Source organism: Algoriphagus hitonicola, assembly GCF_900113375.1.
GTDB lineage: Bacteria > Bacteroidota > Bacteroidia > Cytophagales > Cyclobacteriaceae > Algoriphagus > Algoriphagus hitonicola.
Window position 1 is genome coordinate 146,591 of sequence record NZ_FOPC01000003.1, and the last position, 21,610, is coordinate 168,200.

Consider the following 21,610-nt stretch of genomic DNA (forward strand, 5'->3'; position numbering starts at 1 on the left):
ATGCTGAATATTTCGAAAATACGAATCACGGAATCTATTCCATTCAGTGGCGCCAAAAGCTTGGTGATGACCCTGCCACTGAGAGAATACAACAAGCGGGTTAAAGTTTTGACTGCTTTGTTGTTGATGTTCTTTCTGATGCTGTTTCTGCCCTGGACCCAAAATGTCCGGTCAAAAGGATACGTGACCGCCCTCAGGCCGGATCAACGTCCTCAAACCATCCATTCGGTAATTGCAGGCAGGATCGAAAAATGGTATGTGGCAGAAGGCTCATACGTCGCCAAAGGAGATACGATTGTTCGGATTTCTGAAATCAAAGATGAATATTTTGATTCCTTGCTTTTGCCCAGAACGCAGTTGCAGCTCGATGCAAAAAATCAATCTGCTGCCTCTTACGGCAATAAAGTAACCGCCCTTCAGGCTCAAATTGCTGCTTTGACCCGAAATAATAAACTTCGATTAGAGCAGGCTGAAAATAAACTCCGAATGGCAGAACTGCAGGTAGAATCTGACAGTATTGAGTTTCAACAAGCCAAAGTGAATTTTAAAATCGGAAAACAGCAGCTGGAGCGATGGGAAAGTCTCTATGAAGAAGGGCTACGATCCTTGACGGATTTAGAAACCAGAAGATTAAAGTTTCAGGATGTTCAAGCAAAGTTGATCGCTGCAGAAAATGATTATCTGAGTAGTCAGAATATGTTAATTACAGCTCAATTGGACCTAGGCGCCATTGACAATGACTTTCAAGATAAATTAGCCAAGGCAGAATCCGAGATGTTTACGGCCATGTCCTCCCAATTTGATACAGAAGCGACTGCCACCAAACTCGAAAATCAATATTCCAATTATGAGGCAAGGACCAATTTCAGATACATTTTGGCTCCTCAAAATGGCTATTTGGCTAAAGCAATCAAAGTTGGTATTGGCGAAACCATCAAGGAAGGGGATCCGATCTTGAATATCGTACCTGCGGAAGCTGAATTGGCCGTGGAGATGTACGTGCAGCCGGTAGATTTCCCATTAATCAAAGTAGGAAATCGGGTTCGCTTTATTTTTGATGGCTGGCCGGCGATCGTATTTTCTGGATGGCCTCAGATATCAAATGGTACTTTTGGAGGAGTGGTAGTCGCTATTGATCAATTTGCCGGAAATAATAATCAGTATCGTGTTTTGGTCATCGAAGATCCTGAAGAAGAAGCTTGGCCAGAAGCACTACGGATTGGATCGGGTGCTGATGGTATAGCCCTTCTCAATGATGTCCCCGTCTGGTATGAAATATGGCGACAGCTCAATGGTTTCCCTGCTGATTACTACACCCAAGAACAGAAAAATGCTATCTCAAATGAGGTCAAGGTAAAATGAGAAAATTAATCATATTTCTTCTTTTTGCCCTGCATGTCATTCCTGCACAGGCATTTCAGGCGGATACTTTAAGCGTGGAGACTTTCCTGGAATGGCTTCAGCGCTATCATCCGGTTGCATCCCAAGCGGATATTACCTTGGAGATGGGTGCTATGGAATTGCGTACAGCCAGAGGTGGGTTTGATCCGATGCTCTTTGGAAATTTGGATAACAAAGAATTCAAAGAAAGTACCTATTATGATAAGCGCGAAGCCGGGCTGAGTATTCCGACCTGGGCAGGTGTTGAATTAAATGGGACTTTTGAGCAAAATTCCGGTCAGTTTTTAAGTGATGAAAGCAGGGTGCCCAGTGGGGGGCTTTTTGCAGCTGGAGCATCAGTTAATTTGGGGCAGGGACTGATCTTGGATGAACGAAGAGCAGCACTGAGACAAGCTCAAATTTATCAGCAGTCCACCGAAGTCGAACGAATCAGATTATTAAATGAACTGTATTTAAATGGCTTTGAATCCTATTGGAATTGGTCCTTGGCTTATCAAAACCTACAAGTTTTGGAAGAAGGAGTAAAGCTCGCGGAAGTTCGGTTTAATGCCATTAAGAGAAGTTTTGAACAGGGTGACTTTGCCGCTATTGATACCGTGGAAGCTTATTCTCAGTTGCTCAATCGTCAATACCGACTTCAAACCGCCCAAAATGACTATTTCTCAGCGACACAGTTGCTCAATACTTTTCTCTGGAATGAGGAGGAAGTTCCAATGGCATTGAATCCGGAGGTCATTCCCCAGGAATTGGACGGGGAAGCCATTGGCTTGATCAATGAAGAAGAACTCAGAACTTTGGTAACCAATCATCCTGAACTTCGATTGACTGATTTCGAATTGGCGGGCTTGGAAGTGGATCGAAAATTAAAGGCCCAATCCATATTGCCTGTGGTCAAAGTCAAGTATAATTTTCTGGTAGAGCAATTGAATCAGTTTGAAACAGCCCCGTTCTTTGAAAATAATTACAAATGGGGAGTTTCGGTCTATACCCCATTACTTTGGCGAAAAGCCAGGGGATCGGTGGGATTGGCAAAAGCCAAAATCGATTTCAAACAAAATACCCGGGAATTGAAAGAAATTCAACTCCGAACCAAACTTGAGACAGAAATCAATAATTTTCGGATTCTGGATCAGCAAGTCGCCACCTTTGGCCAAAACGTAGTCAATTTGGAGCGATTGCTATCCGCTGAGTTAAGACGATTCGAAATGGGTGAGAGCAGTTTGTTTTTGATCAATGCACGAGAAATCACTGTTTTCGACTCCAGGCTTACGTTGAATCAATTGCTCGCCAAGCAGAAAGTAGCTCTGGCCAAAGTGAGATATGCAGCAGGTTTAGGATTTGAGTAGGTTTTTAAGCCGATAAAGTCTTATTTTTCGAAAAAAACGTATGGCTGCATTTGTGATTGTAGAGGCGGATATTTTTGATTCTGCCGTGTATGATGAATACAAAAAACTAACCCCGGCTACAGTGGCTGCTCACGGGGGTAAATTTGTTCTTCGTGGAAATCCCGTCGAAGCTTTGGAGGGCGAATGGAAACACGACCGATTGGTCATGCTCGAATTTCCAGATAAAAAAAGTGCAAGGGATTGGTATTATTCTAAGGAATATCAAACAGCAAAGGAAATTCGGTCGAAAGGTTCCACTGCAAAATTTCTTTTGATAGAGCAATAATTATTTTTGGCATTTTTATTGGTATGAAATACAATATTGTGAATATGCAGAAGTTTATTTGCTTCCTTCACTCTAAAATTTTACTTCAAACAACCTTAAAGTTCAATTACCCTTAAAAATGTTCAAATGAAAAAACATCTATCTATCACCCAAAAAATGCTTGCCCCCGCAGTGGTTCTGTTTGGTGCAGTAGCTTGTATTTCGGAGACCGAGACACCCCTGATCCACCAGTCTCAAGTAGAAATTGCCACCACGGAAGAAGGTGGTGAGAATCTCAAGAAAGGCGGATTTATGCCTTATGAAGAATCCTTTGTGAATCAAATTTTTCCTCAAACGATTAATGAGGGAGAATTTGCAGGCTTTTATTTACCTGGGACAGGAACTGGAAAGGCAAGAGGGGCAGGCAAAGTATTCTCCTTTATCAATCAGCGTCCGATTTCTGATACAGAGTCTATGCCAGCACCCGTTACTTTGTTCTTTGAGGAGCAATTGGAAGGTTTTGGAATCGTGGATATTCCTCAGAACGTAAATTCGGTAACAGTAAGTGAAAGTGGTAATGCTATTTTCTTTGAAAGTGGAATCAATCGAGTCATTGGATTAACTCCAGAGGGTTTGGTTAAATTTGAAGCAGAAATTACCATTGTCGGAGGAACCAAAAAATTTAAAAATGCCACGGGCGAAGGAAAGCTGACTGGGTCTTACGATGCCGATCCAAACAGTCTCAATGCAGGTCAAGGGACTTCTAAAATTGAGGCCTTGATTAAATTGAACTAATCAACAGAAACTACCAAAAAGGATGGTCTCGCGATCATCCTTTTTTTTGTGCATCAGAAAGCGATTCCGTAGATTTTTAAGGCAATAAATCATGTATTTTTAGATGGAATCGGTAATTTGACAGCTGTGATTCACACTACCATGAAAAAAGTAATTACCCTAGGTGAAGTGATGCTTCGACTTTCTCCACCGGCTCACCAGCGATTTTTACAAGCCCAAAGTTTTGAAATTGAGTTTGGAGGATCGGAGGCTAATGTGGGAGCTAATCTCGCCGCGTGGGGAATTTCCGTTCAGCATCTCAGCGCTTTTCCCCCTCATGAATTGGGTCAAGCAGCAATAGCCAAACTCAGACAATTGGGGATTGATACTCGCTTTTGTTATCTCAGAGATGGTCGTTTGGGAACCTATTTTCTCGAAAAAGGAGCGCTTGACCGAGGTTCAAAAATTATATATGATCGGGAGCATTCCAGTTTTTCAAAGCTTGATCCTGATATTGTGGATTGGGAGGAACTTTTTGAAAATGCTGATTGGCTTCATTGGTCCGGAATTTCACCGGCGATTTCCGAATCCACCGCTCGGCTTACCTTGCGGGCTGTAACGGAAGCCCAAAAGAAAGGAGTAAAGGTAAGTGGTGATTTAAACTATCGAAGTAATCTCTGGAGCTATGGCAAAGCAGCTCATGAAATCATGCCTGAATTATTGAAAGCTACTCAAGTTATGATTGCGGGAAAGCGTGATTTTGAGCAATGCCTGAATCTGGGTTTTAAGGATTTTGAGGATGCAGCTAGCTATGCCTTTGAGAAATTTGATCAGCTGGAGTGGATTAGTCAGACTCATCGGGTTACCCATTCAGCTTCGCACAATACCATATCTGCGGAACTCCATTCGCGGGATAATTCCTTTCAATCAAAGTCCTATGATTTGACTCCAATAGTGGATCGGGTAGGGACGGGTGATGCCTTTGCTGCGGGATTGATTTATGGTCTTTTACACACTACACCTCAAGAAAGCATTGAAATGGCAATGGCTGCCGGAGCCTTAAAGCACAGCGTTCCCGGAGATCAGCTACATGCTAGTCTTGAAGAAATCCGTGAAGTCATGGCCGGAGTATCAGGCCGAATCAAACGTTAACTATGAGAAATCCAACGAGTCCTTTTATCCAAAAAATGCATCAGGCTGGAGTGATGCCTATCTTTTATCATTCTGATGAAACCGTATGCCTCAAACTTTTAGAAACCGCCTACGAAGGAGGCATTAGAGTGATCGAATTGGTCAATCGGGGAGAGGCGGCGCCAAAGGTTTTTCCAGCTTTGAAAAAATTGGCGGAAACACTCCCCGGGCTTTCTTTGGGAATAGGAACTATTTATCATCCATGGCAAGCTGAAGAATTCATTTACATGGGTGCTGAATTTATCGTGGCCCCTGTGATGAATGAGAAGTTGGGGGAATATTGTCAAAAAATTGACATGACCTGGGTACCTGGCTGTGCAACATTGACTGAGATTTTTAAGGCCACGGAACTCGGGGCCGAGTTGGTGAAAATTTATCCTGCGAATATTCTTACTCCTGATTTTGTACCTGCAGTTCACGCCGTTTTGCCAAAAGTAGAAGTTATCCCAACGGGAGGAGTGGAGCCCAACCTCGAAAGTATCAAGCCCTGGTTTGATGCAGGCGTACTTTGTGTGGGAATGGGTTCTCAACTCATGCGAAAAGACTGGATTGAGGCAGGAGAATTTTCCAAGATTTCGGATTCTATCAAATCTGTAGTTCAGTGGATTGATCAGATCAAAAAATAAAAGGGAGCCAAATGACTCCCTTTTTATTACAAATTGGGTTGCGGAGTAGTCCGCAAATAAGGTTTGATCACTTTATGACCTTTGGGAAATTTACCAGGAATATCCTCGTCTTTGATCGCTGGAGCGATTACGACATCTTCGCCGTGTTTCCAGTTTGCTGGAGTAGCTACAGAATAATTCGCCGTCAATTGAAGCGAATCAATCACCCGAAGCAATTCTTCAAAATTACGACCGGTAGAAGCCGGGTAAGTAATGATCAGTTTGATTTTTTTGTCATTGCCAATGATAAAAACTGATCTTACGGTAAAATTCTCATTGGAATTTGGGTGAATCATGTCATAGAGCTCAGAAACTTTTTTGTCCTCATCTGCAATAATGGGGAAATTCACCTCGGTGTTTTGAGTTTCATTGATATCAGAAATCCAACCTTTGTGGCTTTCCAATCCATCCACACTTAAAGCCAACACTTTGGTGTTTCGTTTTTCAAATTCATCTTTGAGCTTGGCTACTGTGCCAAGTTCGGTCGTACATACAGGCGTATAATCTGCTGGATGAGAGAAAAGTACACCCCAGCCATCACCCAAATACTCATAAAAGTCAATCTTACCTTGACTTGTCTCAGCTTGAAAATTTGGAGCTAAATCTCCTAATCGTAATGTCATAATGGTTTTGTTTTTAAAGTCTATAGGGATAATAGGATAAAGGTGCAAAATGTTCCCAAAAAGACAAATAATAACATTCCGGCTTTTCTTGTGTTTTTTTTCCTATAACTTCAATCCATTAATAATTGTCAATTCGTATATCTGAACATGAAAACGTACTACAACCCAGAGGATTTAAAAAAATTTGGTAAAATCGGCGATCTGCAAAAGCCCCTTGCTGATAAATTTTTCGATTACTACGGTGAAGTTTTTGCCGAAGGGGCTCTTACTGCAAGAGAAAAATCATTAATAGCGTTAGCGGTAGCCCACGCCATACAATGCCCCTATTGTATCGATGCCTATACCACAGACACGCTCGAAAAAGGCTGTGACGAAGAACAAATGATGGAAGCCGTGCATGTCGCTGCAGCAATCAGAGGTGGAGCATCTTTGGTTCACGCCACCCAAATGATGAATAAAATCAATGAAATCTCGATGTAATCCGAATGAAGTCTCTCAAAGCACTAGAAAATCCAATAGCAGAACCCGCATTTGAACTTGAAATTTTAGAGCAAAGTGGCATTGAGCCTTTTGAAAACAAACTGGATTCAATCGGTCTTTTTCCGCTAAAACCCACCCAAATTGAGATTTTGCAAATCAATATGGGGAAAATGTGTAATCAAGTCTGTAAGCATTGCCATGTAGATGCCGGACCGGATCGTAAGGAAATTATGACTCGTGAGACGATGGGGGATTGTTTGGAGGTGATCAGAAATAACCAGATAAATACTATTGATTTAACGGGAGGAGCTCCTGAAATGAACCCAGATTTCAGATGGTTTATCGAAGAAATCCGAAAAATAAATACTGAGTGCACCATCATTGTCCGATGTAATCTCACCATTATTTTGGCTAATCCCAAGTACCATGATTTGCCTGATTTTTATAAAAAACATCAGATCGAAGTCGTCTCCTCTTTGCCTTATTTTACGGCCATGAAAACGGATTCGCAGCGGGGAAATGGGGTTTTTGACAGAAGCATCAGGGCGCTTCAGATGCTCAATGAAGTCGGATATGGCATGCCTGATTCCGGTTTGATTTTAAATTTGGTCTATAACCCATCCGGGGCCTTTTTACCTCCGGCACAGGAAGCCTTGCAAGCTGAATTTAAGAAAAAACTCAAAGATAAATTTGATATCCATTTCAATTCGCTATTTACCATCACCAATATCCCGATAAGTCGGTTTTTGGAATACTTGATCCGAAGTGAGAACTACGAAGATTATATGGAAAAACTCCTTCAAAGCTTTAATCCCGTCGCTGCCCAAAATGTAATGTGCCGGAACACGATTTCGGTTGGTTGGGACGGATTTCTCTTTGATTGTGACTTTAACCAAATGCTGGATTTAAAGGTAGATACTGTAGATAGTCAGCATATTTCGGACTGGAATACCCGGTCACTCAGCAATCGTTCTATTATTGTAAACAAACACTGTTTTGGGTGTACTGCAGGAGCCGGTTCAAGCTGCGGAGGAGCAACGGCGGAATGAAAAAAAGCGCGATCATCATTTTTCAAAAGAATGCCGAATTGGGTAAAGTAAAAACCCGCCTGGCCAAAGACGTCGGGGATGAAATTGCGTTACAGATTTACCATCAATTGTGTGCCTTTACCCACGAGGTTTGCAGGCAAGTATCGGTAGATAAATATCTTTATTTTTCCAGATTTATATCTGAAATCCATTTCTCGGATTCTTCTTATTTTTTCCGTGTTCAACGAGGAGGAGATTTAGGAGAGCGGATGTCCAATGCCTTTGAGGATTTGTTTAAAAATGACTATGAAAAGATCCTGATCATCGGTACAGATTGTCCGGAAATCAGTTCGCATTTACTTGAAGAAGCTTTCTCGCTTTTGGATAAATCAGAGGTGGTCATTGGTCCTGCCGAAGATGGAGGATATTATCTATTGGGAATGAGGCGATTTTTTCCGCAGTTATTCCAAAATATCAGCTGGAGTACCTCCGAAGTGGTAAAACAAACTAAAAATAGATTAGAATCAGGCAAAATATCCTATCAATTATTGCCTGTTCATACCGATATTGATACGTTGGAAGACTGGAAAAAAATGAAAGACTTAATCGACCTTACTTATGAATAATTACCTCGACACGACCATAGACGTGTATGCCAAAGCGGCTCAAACACCAGACGTCGGGTTATGCTGCACTACTTCACCCATCTGGCAATTTCCGGGATTAAAAATTCCCAAGATTATGCAGGAGATGAATTATGGCTGCGGCAGCACGGTTCATCCCCGAGACTTGGTCAACAACCCTCGAATTCTTTATGTGGGTGTAGGTGGAGGAATGGAAGTCCTTCAGTTCTCTTACTTTTCTAGACAAGTATCCGGAGTGATTGGAGTTGACATTGTCGAGGATATGCTCGTAGCCTGTGACAAGAATCTACATCAAGCCGAAAAGGAAAACGATTGGTTTGAGCGGGATTTTGTTACGCTCCGAAAAGGAACGGCCTTGAATCTTCCGGTTAGTGATAATTCCATCGACGTCGCGGCTCAAAACTGCCTCTTCAATATTTTTACCCATGAAGATCTCAAGCAAGCCTTAGCTGAAATGTACCGCGTGCTTAAACCGCACGGCAGACTTGTGCTCAGCGATCCCATAACAGAGGATCCCATGCCTCAGAAACTGAAAAATGATCCACGGCTAAGAGCGCTTTGCTTAAGTGGTTCACTTCCGCTGAATGAATATATCAAAATGACCACTGAAGCAGGCTTTGGTACAGTGGAGATTCGGGCCAAGCGACCTTACCGCGTATTGGCTCCTGGACAATACGAAACAGAAAAATTGATCGTATTGGAGTCGGTAGAAGTCTGTGCTATCAAGGATCCCATGCCTGAGGATGGTCCCTGCGTATTTACAGGGAAATCAGCGGTATATTTTGGTGACCAGGAATATTTTGATGACCAAAAGGGACATGTACTCATGCATAATCAGCCACTCGCTATTTGTGATAAAACTGCAGCTGCTATTCAATCATTGGGTAGAGAGGATATTTTGATCACTGATTCCACTTACTTTTATGATGGGGGAGGCTGTTGTTAAATTGCGGCTTTTGGGCCCCATTTTAGGTTTATTCCTAGCTCTGGCCTGGGGGATTAATTTTGATGCCCAATCTCAAATTAAAACAGGCAAGTATGAAATTCGGGTAGCTGGATTTAAAATAGGCGACATGGAAGCAAAGCTCACCCAGTCTGGATTACAGCAATCGCTGCTAATTCAAAGTGATGTGAGTTTTTGGTTTTTTGGAAAAATCTACCTCAATCATGAAATAAATTGTCAATATCGTGACGATCAGCTGATTTTGTCTCAGGTTACTTCTGAGTCCAACAAAGGAGATTTTTTCAGTAAAATCGAATGGAATGAAAATCACTATAAGGTTGATGCAAAAACCTATGAGTACGAAAATAACAAGTCCATCGCCCAGATCATTGAGGGTAGTACCGCAAAGTTTTACTTCGAAAAACCCAATGACGGTGATTTTATTGTTTCAGAAACATTTGGATTGCTGAGCAAAGTAGAAGAAATAGAAAATGATGTATTTGAAATCGAAATCAACGGAAACCGAAATCGATTTTATTATACAGGACAAGAACTGACCAAGGTGGTGGTTCAAAACCCAATAAAAAACTATGTGATTCAAAAGGTAAATTAATTTTTTAATGAAAATTTCAGTTATAATTCCCACACTTAATGAAAAGTTAAACCTTCAGGAATTGATTCCTCTACTCAAGAGGGAGTTGCAACATCTTCCCCATGAGATCATCGTCGTAGACGGAGGCAGCAATGACGGCAGTGAGGAATATTGCAAAGAGTCGGCTATCCATTTCGAACGAACCGAAAAATCATGTCGGGCTATTCAGATGAATTATGGGGCTAAGTTGGCAAGTGGGGAGATACTTTATTTTGTTCATGCCGATACCCGGCCCTTACCGGGTTTTTACCAGGATATTCTCAATGCCATGTTAAATGGTCATCAGGCTGGCTGCTATCGATATCGATTTGATCAAGGAAATTTTCTTCTTCGAATTAACGGCTGGTTCACCCGATTCAACGGGCTTTTTTCTGGAGGGGGTGATCAGACTCTCTTTATCCATCATTCTATTTTCAAGGAGATTGGAGGTTTTGATGAGGAATATTGTATCATGGAGGACTTTGAGCTCGTGCGAAGAATCAAAAAATATTTTCGATTCCATATTATTCCGAGATCGATTTTGGTTTCTGCCCGAAAATACGAGCAAAATAGTTGGATTAAAGTTCAATGGGCTAACTTGGTTGCTTTCCTATATTTTATGAAAAATCGAGATCCAAGAGAAATCCGTGATCGATATCATAAAATGCTCACCCACAGATAAATCCTAATGACTTATACTATAAATGGTATTCAGCAGATTGGCATAGGAGTCAAAGACGCGGAAAATTCCTGGTCTTGGTACAAAAAAGCTTTTGGTATGGATGTGCCGATTTTCAAAGACCGGGCAGAAGCCACCTTGATGACAGCCTACACCGGAAACTCGATTCAGCAGCGCTACGCGATTCTAGCTATGAATTTACAGGGAGGAGGAGGTTTTGAAGTGTGGCAATATACTTCAAGGGTACCTCAACCGGCAGCTTTTCAGATTCAAATGAATGATTTGGGAATTTTGGGAATTAAGATCCGATGTAAAAATATCCTTCAAACAAAATCCCATTTGGAGCAATTGGGAGCGACTATTTTATCCGAACCATCAATCAGCCCATCTGGCGCGCTTCATTTTTATGTTCAGGATCCATTTTCCAATTTATTTGAGTTGATTGAAAATGACTCCTGGTTTGCTCTGGATAATGGAATCACAGGTGGGGTATGTGGGGTTTTGATCGGCTGTTCATCCATCGAAAAAAGCCTTCCACTTTATCGGGATTTGCTTTTTCATCATCAAATCAAAGCTGATAAAACTGATCATTTTGAGGATTTGCAGAATTTGCCAGGCGGAAAAGGAAAATTCAGAAGGATAATATTGGCTAAAACATCCGCACCCAGTGGTGCATTTGGCCGATTGCTTTGTCATACCGAAATCGAATTGATCTCCTCACTGGATTCTTCCGGAAGGAAAATTTTTGAAAACCGATATTGGGGAGATTTGGGCTTTATTCATGTTTGCTTTGATGTCAATCAGATGGATAAATTAAAAGAAAAAGCCGAATCCATGGGCTTTGATTTTAAGGTAGACAGCAAGGATAATTTTGACATGGGAAAAGCTGCCGGAAGATTCGCCTATATCGAAGATCCGGATCAGACATTGGTTGAGTTGGTGGAGACGTATAAGGTCCCGATTTTTGCGCCGTTGGGAATTTTCTTGAATCTCAAATCCCGAAAAAAATCTTCCCCATTACCCAATTTGTTTATCAAGGCTTTAGGCCTAAACCGGGAGAAATAAGGAAATATGATTGTCCACTATGATGTCAGTAGCCTAATTTTCTTTACTAAAAAAGACGGATCCGCCTCTGCGGACAGGTGTCAGATGTCCGATGACCGATGCCTGCATAAATCTATCATTTTCGCAGAATTTTAGCTGTTCAGTTTTGCTCCTGGTAAGAAAGCTGATATACATATAAGGTAATTTTTATGCTCTTTCTCCAGATCCATCCCATATCCCTACCTTTCTCTTTGAGGAATTAGGAGCCTGGGTCGTATCCTTTTATAATACCTATAAAACATTGATATTTAATCCAGTAATAATAAAAGTATTATCTTCTACTTCAACTTACTTTTAAAGGAAATGACTCCAATCAAATCCACCAAGCGATTGGCATATCCGGCTTCATTGTCATACCATCCGACGACTTTCACTAGGTTTCCTTTGGAGGAGGTAAGCGCAGCGTCGATAATACATGAATGAGTATTACCCAAAATATCCATGGAAACGATCGGGTCCTCTTCAACTTGAACTATGCCTCGGAGGTAGCCATTGGAAGCTTTAAGAAAGGCATCGTTGATGGCATCTGCGCTTGCCTGATGCTTGAGCTCGATAATCAGATCGGTCAGTGAACCATCCGGAACAGGAACTCGCATGGCAGAAGCTTCTATTTTGCCCTCCAAATTAGGCAGAATCCGGTCTAATGCTTTCCCTGCATTGGTAGTGGTTGGAATAATAGAATAAGCCGCCGCCCGTGCTCTTCGCAAGTCTCGGTGAGGGGCATCGTGTAGGTTTTGATCATTGGTATAGGAATGAACCGTGGAGGCATATCCTTTGATGACACCAAATTGGTCATCGAGGACGTGAACCATGGGAGCGAGGCAATTAGTGGTACAGGATGCATTGGAAACAATTTTTTCATCACCGGTAAGGATGGAGTCATTGACTCCCAAAACCACCATTTTGATACTTTCATCCGGAGAAGGGGCAGAGATGATGACTTTTTTTGCCCCGGCATTCAGGTGTTTCTCGGCACCTTGTCGGGTGGTAAACCTTCCCGTACACTCTATGACCAAATCCACATTCATCGCCTTCCAGGGAAGCTTTTCTGGGTCTGACTGGGACAATAAATTCACGGACTGTCCTCCGACCAAGAGTTTCCCGCCTTCCAAAGATATCGACATACTCATCCGTCCATGGATAGAATCATATTTTAGCAAATGTGCAATGGCATGATTATCTGCTAGATCATTGATGGCGACCAATTCGAGCTCGGGATGCTCTAAAATCAATTTGGTCGTATATCGGCCGATTCTTCCGAATCCGTTGATAGCAATGCGTAATTTTGGATTGGTATGCATGAAATAAGGGTGCTTTTCAAAGTTTAAAAATAGCTAAAAGCAAGGGATTGTTATGAATCAAAATTTTAATTGCTTTAGATCAGGTTTTTAGATGCTATTCAAAATAAATTTCTGTACCCACTTTGCTATTCTAAAAGCAAGCCTCTATATTTGCACAACCTTTTGAAAAAGGACGTTTTTCAAGGTTTTTCATGGTCCGTTCGTCTAGGGGTTAGGACGCATCCCTTTCACGGATGAAACACGGGTTCGATTCCCGTACGGACTACTTAAATATCAGCTTAATAGGCTGATTAGCAGTATTTTTGTTTTATGGTTGTTAGTGGTTAAAGTGAACAAAATCCCGACTTCTGGTCGGGATTTTTGTTTTTAAGGCAGCTGGTTTTTTCGATTTTTATGAATGGGTTTAGTACTTTTTCAAAAATGATTATTTTGCCAATTAATCATTAGCTCAAAATAACCTATGCACCTCATGAAAAAACAGTACAGCATTCTTGCCGCATCGGCATTTTTGCTATTTGCCTGTCAAAAAGAGCCTACGGATTTGCGGATCAAAACCTTTGAAAAGTCCGCTCTTGAAAGTCAGGCCGAAAATGCCCGTTCGGAAATCAATCCTGTTTTAAAACCCGGATTGAAGTTGTCCGCTTGGGGAGTAGATTCCTTGGTTTTTGATCCGATATCTATTCATATTACAGATCAAGGCGATCTTTTTTATTCCCGCACCAATCGGCAAAAGAATTCCGAATTTGATATCCGTGGTCATCAAGATTGGGAAATCCGCTCCATCAGCCTTCAGAATATTGAAGATAAGCGGGAATTTCTACGAACTGAACTTTCTCCTGAAAGGAGTGAGCAAAATACTTGGCTTGAAGATCTAAACGGCGATGGGTCGCATGACTGGCGTGATATGACAGTCGAAAAAGAGCAGATTTTCAAGCTGCGGGATACAGATGGAGATGGACTGGCAGATTTCTCGCAAATGGTCGTTGAGGACTTCAATGATGAAGTCACGGATGTGGCAGGCGCCGTGATGATGGGAGAGGAGGCACTTTACGTAGGAGTCGGTCCGGACATGTGGAGACTGGAAGACGAGAATGGAGATGGCCTAATGGATAAAAAGGAATCCATTTCCCATGGCTATGGCATTCATATCGGTTTCGGTGCACATGGCATGTCAGGACTGGAAATGGGTCCTGATGGCAGAATATACTGGGGAATCGGAGATATCGGTTTCAACGGAAAAGGTCCGGATGGAAAAGAGTGGAAATACCCCAACCGTGGGGTAATAGCCCGTGCAAATCCTGACGGATCGGATTTTGAGATTTATGCGATGGGCGTGCGAAACACCCATGAGTTTGTATTTGATGCTTACAACAACCTGATTTCCGTGGATAATGATGGAGATCATGCCGGCGAAAAGGAGCGATTGGTTTATTTGACTAATGGATCGGATTCGGGTTGGAGAATCAACTGGCAATTTGGGAAATACCGCGACCCTGATAACAATACCTACAAGGTATGGATGGATGAAAAACTCTTCACTCCACGATGGGAGGAACAGGCCGCATTTATCACACCACCGATTGCAAACTACGTTTCTGGTCCTACAGGGATGGTATTTAACCCTGGAGCTGGATTGGGACCAAAGTGGAAAGACCATTTCTTCATCGTTGAATTTGTCGGTAATGCCGCCAACTCGGGGATTCATGCCTTTACCCTTGAGCCTAAAGGCGCAAGTTTTGAACTCAAGTCAACTGAGCGTATCATATCAGGAGTATTGCCTACTGGAATGGATTTTGGCCCAGATGGAAAGTTGTATTTTGCTGACTGGGTCGATGGCTGGGGAACCAAAAACTACGGTCGAATCTGGAAGTTGGAAGATGAAGAAGCTGAAGGTTGGGAATTACAAACCGATTCCGAACAGGAATTAAAAGCTGATTATGCCAGTTTATCCCCAGAAGAGCTGAAAACCAAGCTTTACCATGAGGATCTTCGAGTTCGTAGAAAAGGACAATTCGAGCTTGCCAAAAGAACTGAAGAGGGTCTTGAAATTTTTGAGGAAGTTTTGGCTGACGATCAAAACCAATATGCCCGGATTCATGCCATTGTAGGCATTAGCCAAATCGCAAGAATGGGGGACATCAATCAGGCGGAGGCTTTGGTTCCTTATTTAAAGGATAATGATCCCGAAATCCGTGCACAGGCTGCAAAGTGGCTGGGAGACATTCGATACGACAAAGCGGCAGAACCTTTGATCGAAAACCTGTCGGATGAAAATGCCAGAGTTCAGTTTTTTGCGGCCGAAGCTCTGGGAAGGACAAGTGAAAGTAAGGCTACAGAATCTTTGATAGAATTACTTGCCGCGAATAATGATGAGGATGCTTACCTCCGTCATGCGGCGAGTTTGGCTCTTGCCCGTATCGGAGATGAATCTACGCTAGGAAATCTCGCTAGCCATGAATCCGATGCGGTCCGAATGGGAGCAGTGATTAGTTTGAGAAGATTGGAAAGCCCTGAACTGGCAAAATTCCTCAATGATGAAAATGAGCTAATCGTCACAGAAGCAGCGAGAGCGATTCACGATGACTTTTCGGTTGAGGGCGCCATGCCTCAGTTAGCCGCTTTGCTGAATACCACTCCTTTCGATAATGAACCTTTAATGAGAAGAATTCTGAGTGCCAATCAACGGCTTGGAGGTGAGCAGCAGCTCAATGATGTGTTGACTTTTATCTCAAAAAACCAAGTTCCTGAAGCCATGAAACTGGAGGCTTTGGCCATCATAGGCACATGGACCAAACCATCAGTCGTAGACCGGGTAGATGGACGCTATCGTGGTCCGGTAGAGCGTGATGGAAGTCTCGTTCGGGAGAAAAGTTTAGCAGCTTTAACAGCTACTCTTTCCAGCGGAGAAGCTGAAATCCGAAAAGCATCTGCTCAAGCGCTCGGTAAGCTTAAATCCACTGATGCAGCAGATTTGCTTTTGGCAAAAGTGAAATCCGATCCAAATGAAGAAGTGAAAGTTAAGGCATTGGAAGCTTTGAATGCCATGGAAGCCGAAAATTTACCAGAAGCGATTACTGTTGCGATGAATGATTCAAGGCAGGAAGTCAGAGTTGGCGGATTGGCTTTACTTTCAGAGACTACCTTGCCAAAAGACCAAAAAGTTGCCCTTTTGATGGATATTATTCAAAAACGAACCAATCCAGAAAAACAACGTGCGCTGTTGACCCTTGGTGACCTGGAAGATTCTGATCAATTAACCGAATGGGAAACCATTTTTAGCGCTTTCTCAAGCGGAAATCTACCTTCTGCCACTTGGGTGGAACTAGAAGAAGCTTTGGAAAAAACCGGATCGGAAACTCTGCAGAATAAATTTGAGGAGCTTTTGGCTGAAAAAGCAGGGGATCAAGAATGGAAAAAGTATGAGGGCGCTTTGGCAGAAGGAAGTGTACGAGCTGGTAGAAGTATTTTCTTTCAAAATCAAACTGCACAATGCATCCGATGTCATGCCTATGACGATATGGGAGGAAATGCCGGACCTAGATTAAATGGGGTAGCCAAAAAACTAAGTAAGGAAGAATTATTGATTGCTTTGGTCGATCCCAGTGCCAGACTGGCTCCAGGATATGGTTTTGTAAGTCTTAAGTTGGAAAATGGTGAAGAAGTCAATGGAACGTTGATGGAGGAAACCGAAAATTCTGTGACTGTAAAAGTCGGCTCCGATCCAGAAAAGACATTTAAAACTTCTGAGATCAGTGACAAGAAAATTGCCGCATCCAGTATGCCCACCTTGGCGGGTAGGCTAAGCAAACGGGAAATCCGTGACTTGGTTAGCTTCCTGAGTACACTGGAAGGAGAACATTAATCCAGGCCAATATTTGAAAAAGAAAAAGCCGCTCGATTGAGCGGCTTTTTCGATTTAGGTTGGTGGTTGTTTTTTTTAATTATTGAATAGGAAGATCATTTCCTACCACGGCATTGGGATTGAGAAGGGGAATAGTAGATCCCCATTTAGCATTGATGGAGTTGATAAATTCGTTCGCAACAAATGCATGCGCACGGCCATTGGGGTGAATTCCATCAACTGAGAAACCTCCGTTTGGAGGAATGATGCTCGCTGTCAGAGACTGTCCTCCAGAATTCACCTGGCCTGCAAGAACTCGGTCAAGTAGGTCATTGACATCGACTAAAACCAATCTCTCTGAATTTGCCTGAACCGCACCTTCAATGATTGAATTAAATAAATTAATTGAATTCTGAATTTCCAATTGCTCGGAAGATGTCAACACAAAAGAATCTTCAACTGGAAAACTCACCCCACGGATCAATTGTGGATTGTCATTTACCGATTGCCCCAACGCTTGGGAGAGGGGAAGTGTTGCTTTATCCGAGCTGTTGCTTTGACGAATGGAAGGCAATCCAAATTGCGTGAGATCAGTCAGTGCTTCATCACTCATCAAAAAGCCATTTTGCCCAGCCTGAAACTCAACTGTTCTCAAGGCTCTTTCCTCAGCGGTGATAGCGCCCATAGCCTCCAACTGCTGGAGTCCACCGTTGTATTCCGCAAAATTACTATTGACAAAAGCAGCTGTCTGCGCATCTAATGGCAAAGCATTCCAAGGAACGAGATTGAAATAGGGTAATACATTTAAATTCGGAATATTGGCCACCGCTCCTTTGGCTTCTGGCGATGCTTGAAGCAAAGCTCCGAGCACTGCAGAATACCGTCCTGTAAAATCTCCTTCTGAGGTTAGAATCGAGGGATTGGATGCGCCACCTACGGCATAACCCAACACGTCACTGCTTCCCAGCCAAAGGGTGAAAAAGGTGCCACCATTGGCCAAAGCAGCCGCAGCATCACCAACAGGGGTAGAAGTCCCTAGATTGGAAGCAAATCGTGCATAAAATGGATTATATGCCGGATTTTGTGGAACATCCGGTCCTCCAGTCTGGGGAATCAACGCCAAACCCAAGGTCATATTGGGTACTGAGAAATTGTTCAAAGCAGCCTTATCTCCAGAATAAGGACCGGGTAATTCGCCCTGACCGATTGGAGCAGGGGCAGTCGAGCCATTTGATGTACGCAAGATTAATCTTCCCAAGGGAATATTGTTAGGACCGAAACCAAAGAAGCCATTTCCCGAATTAATATCTGGCACATTGAATTCTCCTCCGTTGATTGCTTTCATTTGCTCTGCTAGTTGCACAGCAAAGGAATTGCGCTGCCCTCTATTGTACAAAGCTCCATCCATAAAGCCGGCCGCGATTCCGTCACCTAACACAACCATTTTACTAAAATCGGCACCTCCCGATGTGGGATCCACCGTGGGCGTTTCGGGAAATTCATAATTACAAGCCGCCAAAGAAATGGACATGGCAACAAGTGGTATATATTTTTTGAGATTTTTCATAGTTGGGAAATTTTATCTAAACAACTCATCAAAAGTGATCGATAAGTAATAAATAGAGCCAATAGTAGGACCTCCAAAATTCAGGAAGTATCGATTATTGAGAATATTTGATCCGCCCAATTTAAAGATGGACTTCATCGAAGAAACTCGATAGCTAATCTGTGCATCTACCGTAGTCACTGCAGGGACATCTCCTCTAGCAAAGGATGATTCCCACCGGAATGCCGATTGAGATCGTAGCGCAACGTTAAAGCCCAAATTATCCGTAACCTTTCGATTGCCAAAGGTGATGTTTCCTTTGTGTTCAGGAGTGTTGAAATCATTCAAGAATCCTTCGGCAGGCGCAGTCAAGAGTTTGTTGAAATTGTAATTTCCTGAAAGGACAAAGTTTCTTGGGAGATTAAACGTCAGTCCTAAGGCTGCTCCGTGAGCTTTCACATCCGATCCCGTGAAATTAGTATAGGTCTGAAAGGTATTTTCACTTCCCGGTGTCGTAATTGGAGTAAGTAGGGAAGGTGCATTGACTGCGTTGATAGCTAATTGATCACCGTTGGCAGGAACTGGAAAAATAGGTCCCGGAGCTTTTCTTACCGCATTTTGAGTGATGAAATCGCTGTAGATATTGTAGTAGTAAGCGAAGTCTATCAGGATATTGTTGTTGTTTAACAAACTCTTGTAACCTACCTCAATGGATCGAACCTGCTCGGGTCTCAATGCCGGAAAATCCTCCTCATTGGCTGGCTGCAGAGCCGAAGTAGCTGCCGGATCTACTGGACTCAACCCTGAACCAACTCTAGCTACATATTCCTCAACAGAGGCCAGGGTGTAGGCATTGGTAAAGATGTCATACTTTTCCCGGTAGAAAGGCAAGCCACCTATCAGACGGGCAGAAACCACATTTAAATCAATGTGCTGACCTTGGGTAGTGGGCATTCTAAATCCAGTTTGATAAGACAGTCTGAAATTGTGATTGTTTTGAGTCAGCACCCCTGAAATTCTTGGGCTAAACTGTCCTTCAAAATTTTCATTTTTATCGTAACGAAGCGAGCCCGTCAATTTTAACTTGTCATTGAGCACTTTTTTTCCAGCTTGGGCAAAAGCTCCATACTCCGAGATTGTGATATCATTTCCCTCTACATCTGCGAAGATGGTTCCGTTGGACCGCAATTCATATACGCGATAAGATCCACCGACTTGAAGGTCCATAAAATCGATTTCATTTTTGAAATCATACTGACCCTCTGTCATGTACATTCTAGATTGATCATTGAAAAGCGATCCCTCAGGAATGAACCCTGCCCGTACTTCTCTAGAAGCCTGTTCAAACTCAGGTGTACCAGGCATAATCCGCCCAGTATCAGCAGCTCCTCTGGCGAAGCCGTGCGCATTGGCTTGCTGCTCTGGAGATCCAAATGCTCCTGGAGCCACCCCTTGTTGGGCAAGTGCCGCCATGTATGCGATGGTATACTCACCAAACCAATTGGTATTGCTTTTCCACATATCATTGATATTCACTCCTGTCAAATCGGCAATGTAGGATTCACCTGAATTTTCGCGGGTAGTATAAGCTCTCAAAAAGTAATTATCTCCACGCAACTCAAGTTTATGCTGGCTAATTTCAAAATTTCTCAAAGAATACCGCTGAGCTCCGGTATAGACAGAGGTTCCCGCACCATAATTAAGCGTATAGGACAATTCTGATCGGTCATTAATTCGGTAGTGAAGTCCAGTATTGAATTTGTAGTTTTTTGCTCCGTAGTCCACCAAATGACGTTCGTCATAGCCAGTTCTTGACACAATCTGATCAGGAATACTACTGATGTATCCTCCCAATCCCAATTGATTGGCGGCTGCTTGAATTGCTCCTACATTTCTCAACAATCCAATATTATTGGCCACTTCGTCACCAAAAACGTGAACACGGTTAGCACCTGGATTGAAAGGGAGATCCCCTTGCAAACTTGGGTTTAGATCGGTCTGATCCGTGCCATACCAGTCTGTCGCTTCCATAAAAGAAGCGTTCAGTTTAAAGGCAAATTTATTATTGAAGGCTTTTGCATATCGGATAGAGCCTTCATACATAGGCTGCGGACTGGTTGGTTCTCCATTTTGTCCTCCAAAGTGATTGAAACCCTGCTTGTAAAAAGCACTGAATCCCTGATACTCAAATGGACTTTTGCTATTGACTAGTAAGATTCCATTAAATGCATTTGGTCCATAAAGAGCCGAAGCAGAACCTGGGATAAACTCCACACTTTCTACATCGAGCTCCGATGGTCCATTTAGGTTACCTATCGGAAAATTCAAAGCAGGCGCTTGGGTATCCATTCCGTCTGTCAATTGAACGAATCGAGTATTTCCTGTAGAATTAAATCCTCTTGCATTGATGATTTGGAAATTAATCGATGAGCTTGTGACGTCAACACCTTTAAGATTGGCGATGGCTTTGTAGTATGTATCAGATGGAGTTTCTCGAATCGCCAACACATCCATCTTCTCGATGGAAACAGGTGACTGTAGAATGTTTTCTTCAACCCGTGAGGCAGAGATCACCACTTCCTGACCCAGCATGGTTTGCTCACTGAGTTCAATATTGAGGCCCGTGGTTTTTGAGTCGGTGATTTCCACTTCGATAGCAGCATATCCTACCATGGAAAAAACCAAGGTGAACGGAGGTGCTTGATTGACTTTTAGTGAAAAATTGCCGTCCAAGTCAGTAATTGTACCGATTACTTTTCCTTTTACGATAATATTTACACCGACCAAAGTTTCCTTGTTGTCGGCGTCGGTTACAGTTCCTGTGATGGAGGTAGTTTGGGCAAAAACTGCTCCCCATCCCAAGGAAACCAGCAGAGTCAGTGTGGCCACTGTACTCTTGATTTTTTGAGTAAATGTGCTCATAGGCTATTTCAGGGTTAGATTAATATCTGATACAGAAACTAGGGTGATCCTGTATATTAGTCGAAATTTATGCGAAAAACTGAATAAACAAGGTTTTTAATCCGCATTTCATTAGTAGAAAATATGGAGACTGAGGGATGGATTAGGGAAACTCCACAGATATTCTGAAAACAATTAAAAAATCAGT

At 42.6% G+C, this 21,610-nt stretch carries 18 protein-coding genes and 1 tRNA gene; 15 read left to right on the forward strand and 4 right to left on the reverse strand.

The window, feature by feature from the left end; genetic code table 11:
- The 6 genes from BM043_RS05480 (at position 1) to BM043_RS05505 (ending at position 5,642) form a co-directional block, all read left to right on the forward strand.
- On the forward strand, positions 1-1,362 hold the full coding sequence (locus tag BM043_RS05480) for an HlyD family secretion protein (protein ID WP_092789612.1): 1,362 nt from the start codon (positions 1-3) through the stop codon (positions 1,360-1,362).
- Positions 1,359-2,747 (forward strand): TolC family protein, encoded by a 1,389-nt coding sequence (locus BM043_RS05485; protein ID WP_092789614.1) that lies wholly within the window; start codon positions 1,359-1,361, stop codon positions 2,745-2,747. Before BM043_RS05480 ends, BM043_RS05485 begins: the two co-directional genes overlap by 4 nt.
- A 40-nt stretch (positions 2,748-2,787) precedes the next feature.
- Positions 2,788-3,072 carry a DUF1330 domain-containing protein gene (locus BM043_RS05490; protein ID WP_092789616.1) on the forward strand — a complete coding sequence of 95 codons (285 nt, stop codon included), beginning with the start codon at positions 2,788-2,790 and terminating at the stop codon, positions 3,070-3,072.
- A 126-nt stretch (positions 3,073-3,198) separates the two neighbouring features.
- Positions 3,199-3,846, forward strand: a complete 648-nt coding sequence (locus BM043_RS05495; protein ID WP_092789617.1) for a hypothetical protein — start codon at positions 3,199-3,201, stop codon at positions 3,844-3,846.
- Between the two features lie 141 nt (positions 3,847-3,987).
- On the forward strand, positions 3,988-4,977 hold the full coding sequence (locus BM043_RS05500; RefSeq protein ID WP_092789619.1) for a sugar kinase: 990 nt from the start codon (positions 3,988-3,990) through the stop codon (positions 4,975-4,977).
- 2 nt (positions 4,978-4,979) lie between these two features.
- Positions 4,980-5,642, forward strand: coding sequence for a beta/alpha barrel domain-containing protein (locus BM043_RS05505; protein WP_092789621.1), 663 nt, complete (start codon positions 4,980-4,982; stop codon positions 5,640-5,642).
- Between the two features lie 26 nt (positions 5,643-5,668).
- Here BM043_RS05505 and BM043_RS05510 read toward each other — a convergent pair whose 3' ends face one another.
- Positions 5,669-6,304, reverse strand: a complete 636-nt coding sequence (locus BM043_RS05510; RefSeq protein WP_092789623.1) for a peroxiredoxin — start codon at positions 6,302-6,304, stop codon at positions 5,669-5,671.
- A gap of 147 nt (positions 6,305-6,451) precedes the next feature.
- Here BM043_RS05510 and BM043_RS05515 point away from each other — a divergent pair, with 147 nt between their 5' ends.
- The 7 genes from BM043_RS05515 to BM043_RS05545 are packed head-to-tail and all read left to right on the forward strand — an operon-like array spanning position 6,452 to position 11,774.
- The gene (locus tag BM043_RS05515) at positions 6,452-6,784 is read left to right on the forward strand and encodes an arsenosugar biosynthesis-associated peroxidase-like protein (protein ID WP_092789626.1); all 333 of its coding nucleotides are present in this window, start codon (positions 6,452-6,454) and stop codon (positions 6,782-6,784) included.
- Between the two features lie 5 nt (positions 6,785-6,789).
- Positions 6,790-7,833: an arsenosugar biosynthesis radical SAM (seleno)protein ArsS gene (gene arsS / locus BM043_RS05520; RefSeq protein ID WP_092789628.1), complete on the forward strand. Its 1,044-nt coding sequence runs from the start codon at positions 6,790-6,792 to the stop codon at positions 7,831-7,833.
- A complete protein-coding gene (locus BM043_RS05525; RefSeq protein ID WP_245752956.1) occupies positions 7,830-8,438 on the forward strand; it encodes a TIGR04282 family arsenosugar biosynthesis glycosyltransferase in 609 nt (202 codons plus the stop codon). Before arsS ends, BM043_RS05525 begins: the two co-directional genes overlap by 4 nt.
- Positions 8,431-9,402 (forward strand): arsenosugar biosynthesis arsenite methyltransferase ArsM, encoded by a 972-nt coding sequence (gene arsM, locus BM043_RS05530; RefSeq protein WP_092789630.1) that lies wholly within the window; start codon positions 8,431-8,433, stop codon positions 9,400-9,402. The genes BM043_RS05525 and arsM overlap by 8 nt, the downstream gene beginning before the upstream one ends.
- Positions 9,383-10,012 (forward strand): DUF6134 family protein, encoded by a 630-nt coding sequence (locus BM043_RS05535; protein WP_092789632.1) that lies wholly within the window; start codon positions 9,383-9,385, stop codon positions 10,010-10,012. The genes arsM and BM043_RS05535 overlap by 20 nt, the downstream gene beginning before the upstream one ends.
- 7 nt (positions 10,013-10,019) lie before the next feature.
- Positions 10,020-10,712, forward strand: coding sequence for a TIGR04283 family arsenosugar biosynthesis glycosyltransferase (locus BM043_RS05540; protein WP_092789634.1), 693 nt, complete (start codon positions 10,020-10,022; stop codon positions 10,710-10,712).
- Positions 10,713-10,718: 6 nt separating this feature from the next.
- Positions 10,719-11,774, forward strand: coding sequence for a VOC family protein (locus tag BM043_RS05545; protein ID WP_092789636.1), 1,056 nt, complete (start codon positions 10,719-10,721; stop codon positions 11,772-11,774).
- Positions 11,775-12,091: 317 nt separating this feature from the next.
- On the opposite strand, the gene gap is transcribed toward BM043_RS05545, so the two are convergent.
- Positions 12,092-13,114, reverse strand: a complete 1,023-nt coding sequence (gene gap / locus BM043_RS05550) for a type I glyceraldehyde-3-phosphate dehydrogenase (RefSeq protein WP_092789638.1) — start codon at positions 13,112-13,114, stop codon at positions 12,092-12,094.
- 193 nt (positions 13,115-13,307) lie between these two features.
- On the opposite strand from gap, the gene BM043_RS05555 reads away from it, so the two are divergent.
- Positions 13,308-13,379: transfer RNA gene (locus BM043_RS05555), tRNA-Glu, on the forward strand.
- 204 nt (positions 13,380-13,583) lie between these two features.
- A complete protein-coding gene (locus BM043_RS05560; protein ID WP_092789934.1) occupies positions 13,584-16,976 on the forward strand; it encodes a HEAT repeat domain-containing protein in 3,393 nt (1,130 codons plus the stop codon).
- 79 nt (positions 16,977-17,055) lie between these two features.
- Here BM043_RS05560 and BM043_RS05565 read toward each other — a convergent pair whose 3' ends face one another.
- Positions 17,056-18,522 carry a hypothetical protein gene (locus BM043_RS05565; RefSeq protein WP_092789640.1) on the reverse strand — a complete coding sequence of 489 codons (1,467 nt, stop codon included), beginning with the start codon at positions 18,520-18,522 and terminating at the stop codon, positions 17,056-17,058.
- A 12-nt stretch (positions 18,523-18,534) separates the two neighbouring features.
- On the reverse strand, positions 18,535-21,423 hold the full coding sequence (locus BM043_RS05570) for a TonB-dependent receptor (RefSeq protein ID WP_092789642.1): 2,889 nt from the start codon (positions 21,421-21,423) through the stop codon (positions 18,535-18,537).
- Between the last annotated feature and the right edge of the window lie 187 nt (positions 21,424-21,610).

Excerpts from the sequence above, each read along its gene's own strand:
- BM043_RS05510 (WP_092789623.1), bottom strand. The coding sequence starts at position 6,304 with ATGACATTACGATTAGGAGATTTAGCTCCAAATTTTCAAGCTGAGACA.
- BM043_RS05525 (WP_245752956.1), top strand. The coding sequence starts at position 7,830 with ATGAAAAAAAGCGCGATCATCATTTTTCAAAAGAATGCCGAATTGGGT.
- BM043_RS05540 (WP_092789634.1), top strand. The coding sequence starts at position 10,020 with ATGAAAATTTCAGTTATAATTCCCACACTTAATGAAAAGTTAAACCTT.
- BM043_RS05505 (WP_092789621.1), top strand. The coding sequence starts at position 4,980 with ATGAGAAATCCAACGAGTCCTTTTATCCAAAAAATGCATCAGGCTGGA.
- BM043_RS05545 (WP_092789636.1), top strand. The coding sequence starts at position 10,719 with ATGACTTATACTATAAATGGTATTCAGCAGATTGGCATAGGAGTCAAA.
- BM043_RS05535 (WP_092789632.1), top strand. The coding sequence starts at position 9,383 with ATGGGGGAGGCTGTTGTTAAATTGCGGCTTTTGGGCCCCATTTTAGGT.
- BM043_RS05480 (WP_092789612.1), top strand. The coding sequence starts at position 1 with ATGCTGAATATTTCGAAAATACGAATCACGGAATCTATTCCATTCAGT.
- arsM (WP_092789630.1), top strand. The coding sequence starts at position 8,431 with ATGAATAATTACCTCGACACGACCATAGACGTGTATGCCAAAGCGGCT.
- BM043_RS05495 (WP_092789617.1), top strand. The coding sequence starts at position 3,199 with ATGAAAAAACATCTATCTATCACCCAAAAAATGCTTGCCCCCGCAGTG.
- BM043_RS05560 (WP_092789934.1), top strand. The coding sequence starts at position 13,584 with ATGAAAAAACAGTACAGCATTCTTGCCGCATCGGCATTTTTGCTATTT.
- BM043_RS05500 (WP_092789619.1), top strand. The coding sequence starts at position 3,988 with ATGAAAAAAGTAATTACCCTAGGTGAAGTGATGCTTCGACTTTCTCCA.
- BM043_RS05485 (WP_092789614.1), top strand. The coding sequence starts at position 1,359 with ATGAGAAAATTAATCATATTTCTTCTTTTTGCCCTGCATGTCATTCCT.
- arsS (WP_092789628.1), top strand. The coding sequence starts at position 6,790 with ATGAAGTCTCTCAAAGCACTAGAAAATCCAATAGCAGAACCCGCATTT.
- BM043_RS05565 (WP_092789640.1), bottom strand. The coding sequence starts at position 18,522 with ATGAAAAATCTCAAAAAATATATACCACTTGTTGCCATGTCCATTTCT.
- gap (WP_092789638.1), bottom strand. The coding sequence starts at position 13,114 with ATGCATACCAATCCAAAATTACGCATTGCTATCAACGGATTCGGAAGA.
- BM043_RS05490 (WP_092789616.1), top strand. The coding sequence starts at position 2,788 with ATGGCTGCATTTGTGATTGTAGAGGCGGATATTTTTGATTCTGCCGTG.
- BM043_RS05515 (WP_092789626.1), top strand. The coding sequence starts at position 6,452 with ATGAAAACGTACTACAACCCAGAGGATTTAAAAAAATTTGGTAAAATC.
- BM043_RS05570 (WP_092789642.1), bottom strand. The coding sequence starts at position 21,423 with ATGAGCACATTTACTCAAAAAATCAAGAGTACAGTGGCCACACTGACT.